The sequence below is a fragment of the Qipengyuania aestuarii genome, from assembly GCF_019711535.1.
In the GTDB taxonomy this organism is placed as follows: domain Bacteria; phylum Pseudomonadota; class Alphaproteobacteria; order Sphingomonadales; family Sphingomonadaceae; genus Qipengyuania; species Qipengyuania aestuarii.
The window spans coordinates 189,457-200,190 of the sequence record NZ_JAIGNP010000003.1; the positions used below are offsets into that span (position 1 = coordinate 189,457).

Genomic DNA, 10,734 nt, shown 5'->3' on the forward strand with positions numbered 1-10,734 from the left:
CCTGCAACTCGTAAATGAGGACCGACGAATGAAAGCTTCCGATCTTATGGTCGCCGCGCTCGAGGCAGAGGGTGTCGAGTATGTTTTCGCCGTTCCAGGCGAAGAGAACCTGGATCTTCTGGAATCGCTGCGAACTTCCACCATCACGCTGGTTCTGGCCCGTCACGAACAGGGCGCTGGCTTCATGGCGGCAACTTATGGCCGCCTGACCGGCAAGGCAGGTGTGTGCCTGGCAACACTCGGGCCAGGTGCCACGAACCTGACCACACCGGCGGCCTATGCCGCGCTCGGAGCCTTCCCGCTCGTGATCATTACCGGGCAGAAACCGATCAAGACCTCGAAACAGGCCCAGTTCCAGATTGTCGACGTCGTTTCCCTGTTCACCCCGCTGTGCAAGGCATCGACCCAGATTGTGAACGGCAACCGCATCCCGTCGCTCGTTCGCGAGGGATTTCGCCTGGCGCAGGAAGAAAGGCCGGGCGCTGTGCTGCTCGAGCTGCCCGAAGACATTGCTGAAGAGCAAACGGTCGAACCTGTCATACCGCCGCATGACAGGCGCTATGCCGTAGCGGGTGACGCCGCTCTAGATGAGGCAGCGAGACGTATCCTCGCTGCACAGAGACCTCTGCTACTGATCGGAGCCGGAGCGAACCGCCGCCGCGCTTCGAAGGCGTTGCGCAAATTCGTATCCGATACGGGCTTTCCCTTCTTTGACACCCAGATGGGCAAAGGCGTGGTCGATGAAGATAGCGAGCTCTATCTGGGCACCGCGGCGCTATCGTCGGGCGATTATGTTCACTGCGCAATCGAAAAGGCCGATCTGATCGTCAATATCGGTCACGACGTGGTGGAGAAGCCGCCCTTCTTCATGGAGCCGGGCGGGCAGACCGTCATCCATATCAATTACAAGGCAGCCGAAGTCGATCAGGTCTACTTCCCGCAGCTCGAGGTCATCGGCGACATCGCCGGATCGGTCGAGCGGCTGGGAAACCGTCTGGATGGCAAGCTGCAGTGCGATCGCAGCTATTACACTGTGCTGCACCACGAGATTGCTTCGCACATTTCCGAGACCAGCGATGACGAACGTTTTCCGATGGTCCCCCAGCGCGTGGTTGCCGACGTACGCAGCGTAATGGCGCGCGATGATATCGTTGCGCTCGACAACGGTGTCTACAAGATCTGGTTCGCCAGAAACTACATTGCGAATGAACCGGGTACCATCCTTCTCGACAATGCATTGGCGACGATGGGCGCAGGCCTTCCATCGGCCATGATGGCGGCGATGCTGTCGCCGGGGCGCAGAGTGCTCGCGGTATGCGGCGATGGCGGGTTCATGATGAACTCGCAGGAACTGGAAACGGCCGTCAGGCTGGGCCTGAACCTCGTCGTACTCGTCCTGAACGATGCAGCATACGGCATGATCCGCTGGAAGCAGGACCAGCTCGGCTTTCCGGACTACGGCCTAACCTTTTCCAATCCCGACTTCGTCACCTACGCACAAAGCTATGGAGCGACCGGTCACCGGGTCGAGCGGAGCGCAGATCTTGTGGCGGTCCTGAACGCCGCATTCGAGGCGGGCGGCGTGCACCTTGTCGATCTGCCCGTCGACTACTCCGAAAACAAGAAGGTGCTGATCGACGAACTCGGCGCAAAGGTGTGCGAGCTATGAAGACGATCGTTCACAATCCGTTCGACCGCGAGCCGGTTGCAGAAGTGCCGCTTGTCGACTGGCCTCAAATCGATGAATGGCTGAGTGAAGCGCAGTTGCTCCACCGCGACCGCCATGGCTGGCTTGCCGTGCACGAGCGTGTCGCCATCCTCCGGCGGGCTGCAGATATCATGCGCGAACGAGCCGAGGATCTGGCTCTCCAGATCGTCAGGGAGGGCGGCAAACCGCTGGTCGATGCGCGCGTGGAAGCCGGTCGCGCGATCAACAGCGTCGACTTATGCGTTCAGGCGCTCAGCGATGGCGGCGGTCACGAGATCCCCATGGACCTGACAGAAGCGGGTGCGGGAAGGACGGCATATACCTTCCGCGAGCCGATCGGTCCTGTCGTGGCGATCTCGGCATTCAATCACCCGCTCAACCTGATCGTCCATCAGGTTGGACCGGCGGTAGCAGCCGGGTGCCCCGTTCTCATCAAGCCTGCGCTGGAAACGCCTCTGTCATGCCAGAGCTTCGTGAGCATTCTTCATGAAGCCGGCCTGCCCGAGGCCTGGTGCCGGTTCGCACCTTGCGGCAACGATATTGCCGAAAGAATGGTAACCGATCCGCGCACGGCGTTCTTCTCATTCATCGGTTCTGCGAAGATCGGCTGGATGCTTCGCTCGAAGCTGGCGCCGGGAACCCGCATTGCTCTCGAGCACGGCGGCGCGGCGCCGGTAATCGTGGACAGCGGCGTGGAGCGCGCAGCAGTGATCGCCTCGTTGCTCAAAGGCGGGTTCTATCATTCGGGTCAGGTCTGCGTTTCCGTGCAGCGCGTATTCGTCCCTGCTGCAGAATTGAAAGACTTCGCCAATGACCTAGGGCGAGCTGCCGAAAAGCTGGTCGTGGGCGATCCCGCCGATGCCGAAACCCAATGCGGACCCCTGATCCGAACGGAGGAAGTCGACCGCGTCGAACGCTGGGTCGATGAAGCCATTGCAGCAGGCGGCACCCTGGTCTGCGGGGGAAGCCGACTGGGTGACACTCTTTTCTCCCCGACCGTCATTGTCGATCCTCCCGAAAGTGCCAAGGTATCCCAGGAAGAAATCTTCGGCCCCGTGATCTGCGTGTATGGCTATGACGATATCGACCTGGCTATCGAGCAGGCCAATGCCCTGCCTTACGCCTTTCAGGCCGCTGTATTCAGCGATCGGCTGTCAATCGCCAATCATTGCATACAGTCTCTGGCGGGATCGGCTGTGATGGTGAACGACCATACGGCATTCCGCGTGGACTGGATGCCTTTTGCAGGGCTGCGCCGCTCCGGGCTTGGCGTCGGCGGGATCCCCTACACTATGGCGGATATGAGCATTGAAAAAATGGCCGTCTGGAACTGGCCTGCGGCGGCATCATAGCCCGTTCGACAGACCCGGGATGGCGACACGGGCAGCTTCGCACTCGTCGGCCTTTCCCGAAGTTAAGTCTCTTATGGGCGGCCGACAAAAGCCGTGCATTGGCGAGCCTGACCGAACTGGCGCACGAGGCGCGGACATCAAGGCTCGGCGGTACCCGCAAGTGCATCGATGATGCGGCAATCGCCTACAGTGTCTTGCTCGCAGGCAGCGATCATACGCCCAAGTTCCGTCCGCAACGCCTCCAGGCTCGCGATCTTGCGCTCGACCTCGCCGAGATGGCTTCTGGCCAGAGCGTCGATGCCCGCGCAGGACCGGTCGGCATCATCGGAGAGATCGAGCAATTCCCTGATGCGTGCCATGGAGAAGCCGAGATCACGCGCGCGCCGTATGAAGTTAAGGCGCGCTTCCTCTGCTGGTCCATAATCGCGATAATTGGCCCGCGTGCGTGGAGGGGCAGCGAGGATACCCTCACGCTCGTAGAAGCGGATTGTTTCGGATTTGACGCCGGTTATCCGGGCAAGTTGACCAATTCTCATGACAAAGGCTCCTGCCGCTTGACCTTGTAGTTACTACAAGGTGCATAGGGCGGATCGACGCAAGGAGTCGAGTAAATGGGAAAGACCTGCTGCGGCCCCGATGAGGCCGGTGCAAACAACAACGATCCGACATGGCGGCGCATTCTGTGGATCGCACTGGGCCTTAATGCAATCATGTTCGGCGTGGAGATCGTGGCAGGCATTGCTGCGGATTCGCGCGCCTTGCAGGCCGACGCGCTCGACTTTCTCGGTGATGCGGCAAACTATGCTATCAGTCTCGGTGTAGCGGGGATGGCGCTCGTCTGGCGCGCGCGTGCGGCTCTCGTAAAGGCGGCGACCATGCTGGCTTTCGGCCTGTGGGTGCTCGGCTCGGCCATCTGGGGTTTCTTTGTCGGGGCGTCGCCCGACCCGGGAACGATGGGCGCCATCGGTTCTCTTGCTCTGGCGGTAAATCTCGCCGTCGCCGCGATGCTGTTCCGGTATCGCTCGGGCGATGCGAACATGCGCTCGGTGTGGATCTGTTCGCGCAACGACGCGATCGGTAATATCGCCGTGCTGGCGGCAGCGATTGGCGTTTTCGGCACCGGCCGTGCGTGGCCCGATCTGGTTGTGGCGAGCATCATGGCAGGACTGGCGGTGTGGGGAAGTGCCGAAGTCTCCAAACAGGCCCGTGGCGAACTGCGCTCTACCTAAACTCCAGAATATCCCCGCGATCGGGGGTTGGAGGAAATACATTTCCGTCTACACCCTGCTATTGCGAATTAATTGCAACAGATATAGAGACCCCTCATGCATCGCATCGTCTCCGCCACCGTCCATCCGGCACTGCGGCTCATTCTGCTGGCGCTTGCGCTGTGTCTGTCCGTCACCGCGAACGCGGAAGAACCCGACGTGCGAACCACCTGGCGTCTGCTCGATTATATCGCGGTCGACTACGCCTCCGCCGTTTCCGAGGGACGTGTTGCCGACGAATTCGAATATCGCGAAATGGTGGAGTTTTCCGATGTCGTGGCGCGGCAGATCGCTGCATTGCCGGATACTAAAGACAATCAAGCACTCATCCGCCGATCGGACCAGCTGCGAGCTCTGATCGCCAATAAGGAACCCGCCGAGCGAGTTGGGCGCTTAGCGCGCGCGCTGGCAGCCTCGTTGCTGACAGCCTACCCGGTTCCGCTTGCCCCTTCGCAAGCGCCCGACCTTGACCGCGCCCGCACTCTCTTCGCGCAGAACTGCGCCTCGTGTCACGGCGCCGCCGGAAGTGCGCCACCGGCCGCAATGCAGGCACTTGATCCCCCGCCGATCGACTTCACCGATATCGACCGGGCGCGGCAGCGCAGTGCGTTCGGGCTTTACCAGGTCATCACGCAAGGGCTGGAAGGAACGTCCATGGCCAGCTTCGCATCGCTGTCCGACAAAGATCGCTGGGCGCTTGCATTCCATGCCGGCAGCATTGCTTTTGAAGATGTGGCCAAGGGCGAGCGTATTTGGCGGGAAGATGATGGCATACGCCAGCTTGTCCCCGATCTCGAGACGCTCGCCGCGCTCACACCGGAAAGTCTGGCCGAGCAGATCGGCGAGGACCGTGCGCTCGCCGTCATGGCCTATCTTCGCGCCAATCCCGATGCGGTGGGACAGGCAAATGACGCAGGTTCGCTCGCCTTCGTTCGCGATACGCTCGATCGCAGCCTGTCAGCTTATCGGGCTGGCAACCGAGAGGAAGCGCGGCAGCTTGCCCTGTCTGCCTATCTCGACGGGTTTGAACCCCTGGAGGCCCTCCTGGCAACGCGCGATGGCGGTTTGATGCGGGAGGTAGAACAGGCGCTCGGGCAATTCCGGGCCGGAATAGAGTCCGGTGCGAATCCATCCGAACTACAGCAACTAAGGGCTCGCATCGATAGTCTGCTGGCAAGAGCCGAGGAAGCGTTGGCTCCTGAGGCGGCCAGCGAAATCTCGACCTTTCTCGGGGCGTTCACCATTCTCCTGCGCGAGGGGATCGAAGCAATTCTGGTTGTGATCGCCATGATCGCCTTTGTGAAAAAGTCGCAGCGCTCCGAGGTATTGCCCTATATCCATGGTGGGTGGATCGCTGCTCTTTTCGCAGGTGTCGCCACCTGGGTCGTAGCAACCTACTTCGTAAGCATCAGCGGGGCGAGCCGCGAGATGACCGAAGGGATCGGCGCGCTGCTTGCGGCTGTCATTCTCGTATCGGTCGGGATCTGGATGCACGGCAAATCCCAGGCCGAGGAGTGGCGGCGCTATATCCAGGAAAAAATGGGCAAGGCGCTTTCGCGCGGATCGGCATGGTTTCTCTTTGGTCTTGCATTCGTGGTCGTCTACCGGGAAGCGTTCGAGACTATTCTGTTCTACGCTGCCCTGTGGAACCCGCAGAGCAGCGGCATCATATTGGCAGGTGCCTTGTCCGCAGTCGCGCTGCTAGCGTTCATCGCATGGGTTATGCTGCGCTACAGCCGCAAACTGCCGATCACCCAGTTCTTCCGCTATAGTGCTATCCTGATTGCGATCCTTGCGGTCATTCTCGCGGGCAAGGGCGTGGGCGCTTTCCAGGAGGCCGGAGTTCTTTCCGCCACTTTCATTGCCGGCTTGCCGCGCCTCGCCGAACTCGGCTTCTTCCCGACTGTCGAGACGATCGGCGCGCAATTGCTCACGCTGCTCGCTCTGATTGCCGGATTTCGGATAAGTCGATCACCATCGGGACCGCAGCCGGCAGCTGTCGAGGGATAGGTGATCCCGGTTTGCGATCAGCGGGGTCCGGTGCCGAGACGGCGCGCGAGCCACAAGGAGGCTGTGGGAACCGCGACCCACATCGCGATCGGTATGAGACCGATTTTGGTTCCGGGCACAAGCGGCATGATTGCACTATAGGACCACCCCCAGTCGGCACCGACAGCCAGCACTTCGACCATGGCAGTAATGGCCAGGCCGATTCCCAGGAACACGACAAAACGCGAGATCGGCCAGTCTACGAGCCACGGCGTTTTACCACTGCCGACAGAGGCGCCGAGATAAGCGGCCACCATGATCCCGGCATCGCCGAACGAGGCCAGGCCGCAGCGACGTGCTGCCTCGGCAGGCGACAGACCTCCCGACTGGTAGAAAGGAAGCTGGAGCATCTCCCAGGCGAAAGCGATGAGAATTCCGAATATCGCGATCCAGAGGGCTGGATGAGCACCGCGCCATTCGCGCGATTCCTCAGAGATTTGGTCCTGATCCTGCATCGTCTGATTCGTCACTCCTGCGATCTCCGTCCCGTCCCCATCGCTCAGGTATCGAATTTGGGAAGAGCGAGGCCGCGCAGGCGCAGGGCGTTGCCGATCACCGATACCGAAGACAGGCTCATCGCTGCGGCCGCGATCATCGGGTTCAAAAGCAACCCGGTCCATGGATAGAGGACACCTGCAGCGACCGGAATTCCGAGCGCATTATAGGCAAAGGCAAAGAACAGGTTCTGCCTGATGTTGCGCATAGTGGCCCGAGACAGGACGAGCGCCTGAACAACGCCGACGAGGTCGCCGCGCACCAATGTCACGCCCGCGCTTTCGATCGCGACATCGGTACCCGTTCCCATCGCGATGCCGACATGCGAAGCGGCAAGCGCGGGTGCGTCGTTTATGCCGTCGCCGGCCATAGCGACCCGGCGACCCTCGCTCTTCAACTGCTCGATCTTGCGATGTTTGTCCTCGGGCGAGACATTCGCTTCGACTTCGTCGATACCGACCTGGCTTGCTACCGCACGCGCGGTGGCTTCGCTGTCGCCGGTAAGCATCACGATCTTGATGCCGCGCTCATGCAGCGCGGCAATAGCGGTGCGGCTGGTTTCCTTGATCGGATCGGCGACAGCGATAAGGCCTGCCGGTGCCCCGTCCACGGCCACGAACATCACCGTCTGTCCGAGGCTTCGGCCTTCGTCCGCCGTTGACCGCCAGCCTTCTTCGAGCGCCCCTATACGCTCCATCATCTTTTCATTCCCGATCGCGACCCTGCGCTTGTCGACATTTGCCTGGATGCCTTCGCCGGTCACGGACTCGATATCGGAAGCGTCGAGAATGGCAGCGCCCCTGTTTTGAGCCCCTTCCACGATCGCGTGGGCGAGCGGATGCTCGCTTCCTCTCTCAACGGCAGCGACAAGGCTCAGCAACTCCTGCTCGTCGAAATCTGACTGCGGTTTTACGTCGACAAGATCGGGCTTGCCCCGGGTCAGTGTGCCGGTCTTGTCGACAACCAGCGTATCGATCTTTTCCAGCGTTTCGAGCGCTTCGGCGTTCTTGATCAGGATGCCGTGCTGGGCTCCCTTGCCGGTGCCGGTCATGATCGACATTGGCGTCGCCAGTCCGAGCGCGCAGGGACAGGCGATGATCAGAACGGCGACCGCGTTGACGAGCGCGTAGGCAAGGGCCGGTGCCGGTCCCCAGATGGCCCAGACGACAAAACTCACGATAGCGACAAGGACGACGATGGGCACGAACCATCCGGTGACTTGGTCGGCGAGCCGCTGGATCGGTGCCCGGCTGCGCTGCGCCTCCGCCACCATCTGCACGATCTTCGAGAGCATGGTGTCCGCGCCGACCTGCGTCGCGCGCATGGTGAAGCTGCCGGTCTGGTTGACAGTGCCTCCGATCACGGGATCGCCAGCGCTTTTCTTGACGGGAATGGGCTCGCCGCTGATCATGGACTCGTCGATGGCGCTGCTTCCATCTTCGAGCGTGCCATCGACGGGGACCTTGTCGCCCGGACGCACGCGCAGCAGGTCCCCCGACGTCAATTCATCGAGCGGTACTTCGCGCTCATCGCCGCGACCGAAGATCTTCATCGCGGTCGGGGGCGCGAGTTCGAGAAGCGCTCGCAAGGCGCTCGATGTCGATCCGCGCGCCTTGAGCTCGAGCACCTGCCCGAGCAGCACGAGGGTCGTGATAACCGCTGCGGCCTCGTAATAGACGCCGACCCGGCCCGCATGATCGCGGAAAGCCTCGGGGAAGATGTCCGGGGCGAGGGTTGCCAAAAGGCTGAACAGATAAGCGATGGCAACGCCGAAGCCGATCAGGGTGAACATGTTGAGGTTCATGGTTCGGACTGATTGCAGCGCGCGGGTGAAGAAGGGCCAGCCGCCCCAAAGCACCACCGGAGTGGCCAGCAGAAGCTGCAGCCACTGCGCGAAAGCGGGTTCGATGACCTGATCGAACGGTCGCGACGGGATCATGTCGCCCATCGCATAGGCGAAGAGCGGCAGGGTGAAGAGCGCGCTCCACCAGAACCTTCGCCGCATGTCGACGAGTTCGGGATCGGGGCCCTCGTTCAAGGTGACCGTTTCGGGTTCGAGGGCCATCCCGCATATCGGGCAGGAGCCCGGCCCCGGCTGCCGGATCTCCGGATGCATCGGACAGGTGTATATCGTACCTTCCGGGACATCCTCGACAGCATCGAGGTGCGCCTTCGAAAGATACATCTCCGGATCCGCGCGGAACTTGTCGAGGCAGCGCGAGGAGCAGAAGTAATGGTCGCCACCCTCGTGTCGATCGATGAAGCGGGCGCCGTCCATCTTCACGCTCATTCCGCAAACGGGGTCGGTCGCCGTACCCTCGATTGCATTGTGCCCATCGCTCATCTGTCGTTCTCCCCTAATTGGCCGTGACCACGAATTGCCCCATCATGCCTGCGTCCTCGTGCTCGAGGATATGACAGTGATACATGTAGGGATTGTCGGGATCGGTATTCTCTTCGAACCGCAACAGCAGCCTGACCTGTTCACGTGGCTTGACGATAACGGTGTCCTTGAAGCCCGCCTCTTCCGCCTGCGGAGGCCGACCGTCCCGGTCGAGCAAGCGGAACTGCACATTATGAATATGAAAGGGATGGGCCATCATCGATGCGTTGGCGATTTCCCATATTTCCCACTGACCCACCGGTACGCGCTGATTGATGACATCCATGTCCATGGTCTCGCCGTTGATCGCCATGCCCCGACCCATCATGCCCATATCGAGTACGAAACGGCGGCTGCGAACGGCGAGCGAGGGGTCTGGCGCGGCTAGCGCGGCCAGGGTGGGCGGGAGCATCACTGGAGTCGATGATCCGGAGGGACGCATATCGAGGATCGAAAAGGTGCGGCCCTGCCTCTCGCGACCGGTCCGGTTTCCCATCATTCCGCCGTCCATCATACCCCCGCCTTCTCCGGCCATCATGCCCATGGCGTTATCAGGACTGCTGGCATTCAGGCGCAGCGGGCGCCCTTCGGAAAGGTCGACAATCACTTGTGCGCGTTCGCCTGGGGCAAGGGTAAGACTGCGAATCTCGCGGGGTGCGGCAAGCAGGCCGCCATCGCTTGCGATGAGTTGCATCGGACGATCACCTTCGAGCGAGAAGGTGTAGAACCGCGCATTCGATCCATTGAGAAGCCGCAGGCGCAGCGGACCGGCGGTGGCGTCGAAAACGGCATTGGCCGTTCCGTTCACATAGATGCGCTCACCTATCACCCCCATCATCCGCGAGTGCATGTTGAGCGGGTAAACGAGGCGGCCTGAGCTGTCGATCACGCGATCCTGCACGACGAGCGGGATATCATCTACACCGTACCGGCTCGGCAGATCGAGGCGATCCTCTTCCTCGTCGCGCACGTAGATCGGGGCAGCAAGTCCGGCATAGACCTGTGGTCCGGCCCGGCGATGCGTATGAGAATGATACCAGTATAGCGAAGCGCGCTGGCGTATTTCGAAGGACGGGCTCCAGCGTTCGCCGGGCCGCACGAGTTGGTGCGGTCCGCCATCCGCGGTGGCGGGAAGTTCGAAACCATGCCAGTGGACGGTCGCATCCTCGGCAAGCTTGTTGTCGATATGAAAGCGAACCTGTTCGCCGCGGCGCATTTCGAGGGTCGGACCGAGATAGGATGCGTCGATACCGGTCGTCGGTGACGGCGTGCCGGGCACGAATTCTTTCTCGCCCGGTGTCAGGGACAGGCGAAAGACACGCTCGCCCCGTTCGATCGTTCCGGCCTGTAGCCGAGGTATGGCAAGAGGATTGCTTGCTCCTCGCTGATCGAGCGACACCCTGCTTTGCGTGTCGCAACCCACCAGCGGCAGCGCCGCGAAACCCGTCGCCGCGAGGCCGGCGCTTCTCATGAAGTCGC

The 10,734-nt window shown here is 61.4% G+C and carries 8 protein-coding genes; 4 read left to right on the forward strand and 4 right to left on the reverse strand.

Going from position 1 to position 10,734, the window contains the following annotated elements:
• Nucleotides 1-28: 28 nt before the first annotated feature.
• Both K3175_RS10630 and K3175_RS10635 read left to right on the forward strand, forming a co-directional pair.
• Complete coding sequence (locus K3175_RS10630) at nucleotides 29-1,669, forward strand: acetolactate synthase large subunit (protein WP_221543373.1); 1,641 nt, start codon at nucleotides 29-31, stop codon at nucleotides 1,667-1,669.
• The gene (locus tag K3175_RS10635; protein WP_221543374.1) at nucleotides 1,666-3,060 is read left to right on the forward strand and encodes an aldehyde dehydrogenase family protein; all 1,395 of its coding nucleotides are present in this window, start codon (nucleotides 1,666-1,668) and stop codon (nucleotides 3,058-3,060) included. Before K3175_RS10630 ends, K3175_RS10635 begins: the two co-directional genes overlap by 4 nt.
• 137 nt (nucleotides 3,061-3,197) lie before the next feature.
• Here K3175_RS10635 and K3175_RS10640 read toward each other — a convergent pair whose 3' ends face one another.
• Nucleotides 3,198-3,596, reverse strand: coding sequence for a MerR family transcriptional regulator (locus tag K3175_RS10640; protein WP_060703638.1), 399 nt, complete (start codon nucleotides 3,594-3,596; stop codon nucleotides 3,198-3,200).
• A gap of 75 nt (nucleotides 3,597-3,671) precedes the next feature.
• On the opposite strand from K3175_RS10640, the gene K3175_RS10645 reads away from it, so the two are divergent.
• Complete coding sequence (locus tag K3175_RS10645; RefSeq protein WP_010240550.1) at nucleotides 3,672-4,289, forward strand: cation efflux transmembrane domain-containing protein; 618 nt, start codon at nucleotides 3,672-3,674, stop codon at nucleotides 4,287-4,289.
• Nucleotides 4,290-4,385: 96 nt separating this feature from the next.
• Entirely contained in the window at nucleotides 4,386-6,338 is a 1,953-nt protein-coding gene (locus K3175_RS10650; RefSeq protein WP_221543375.1) for a cytochrome c/FTR1 family iron permease, read from the forward strand.
• Between the two features lie 17 nt (nucleotides 6,339-6,355).
• On the opposite strand, the gene K3175_RS10655 is transcribed toward K3175_RS10650, so the two are convergent.
• Genes K3175_RS10655 through K3175_RS10665 form a run of 3 tightly spaced genes read right to left on the reverse strand, consistent with a single transcriptional unit; the run spans nucleotide 6,356 to nucleotide 10,726 of the window.
• Nucleotides 6,356-6,847: a hypothetical protein gene (locus K3175_RS10655; RefSeq protein ID WP_230782967.1), complete on the reverse strand. Its 492-nt coding sequence runs from the start codon at nucleotides 6,845-6,847 to the stop codon at nucleotides 6,356-6,358.
• Nucleotides 6,848-6,876: 29 nt separating this feature from the next.
• Entirely contained in the window at nucleotides 6,877-9,216 is a 2,340-nt protein-coding gene (locus tag K3175_RS10660; protein ID WP_221543376.1) for a heavy metal translocating P-type ATPase, read from the reverse strand.
• A 13-nt stretch (nucleotides 9,217-9,229) separates the two neighbouring features.
• Nucleotides 9,230-10,726, reverse strand: coding sequence for a multicopper oxidase family protein (locus K3175_RS10665; protein WP_247710862.1), 1,497 nt, complete (start codon nucleotides 10,724-10,726; stop codon nucleotides 9,230-9,232).
• Between the last annotated feature and the right edge of the window lie 8 nt (nucleotides 10,727-10,734).

Coding starts and splice junctions, on each gene's coding strand:
- K3175_RS10630 (WP_221543373.1), top strand. CDS start 29: ATGAAAGCTTCCGATCTTATGGTCGCCGCGCTCGAGGCAGAGGGTGTC.
- K3175_RS10635 (WP_221543374.1), top strand. CDS start 1,666: ATGAAGACGATCGTTCACAATCCGTTCGACCGCGAGCCGGTTGCAGAA.
- K3175_RS10640 (WP_060703638.1), bottom strand. CDS start 3,596: ATGAGAATTGGTCAACTTGCCCGGATAACCGGCGTCAAATCCGAAACA.
- K3175_RS10645 (WP_010240550.1), top strand. CDS start 3,672: ATGGGAAAGACCTGCTGCGGCCCCGATGAGGCCGGTGCAAACAACAAC.
- K3175_RS10650 (WP_221543375.1), top strand. CDS start 4,386: ATGCATCGCATCGTCTCCGCCACCGTCCATCCGGCACTGCGGCTCATT.
- K3175_RS10660 (WP_221543376.1), bottom strand. CDS start 9,216: ATGAGCGATGGGCACAATGCAATCGAGGGTACGGCGACCGACCCCGTT.
- K3175_RS10665 (WP_247710862.1), bottom strand. CDS start 10,726: ATGAGAAGCGCCGGCCTCGCGGCGACGGGTTTCGCGGCGCTGCCGCTG.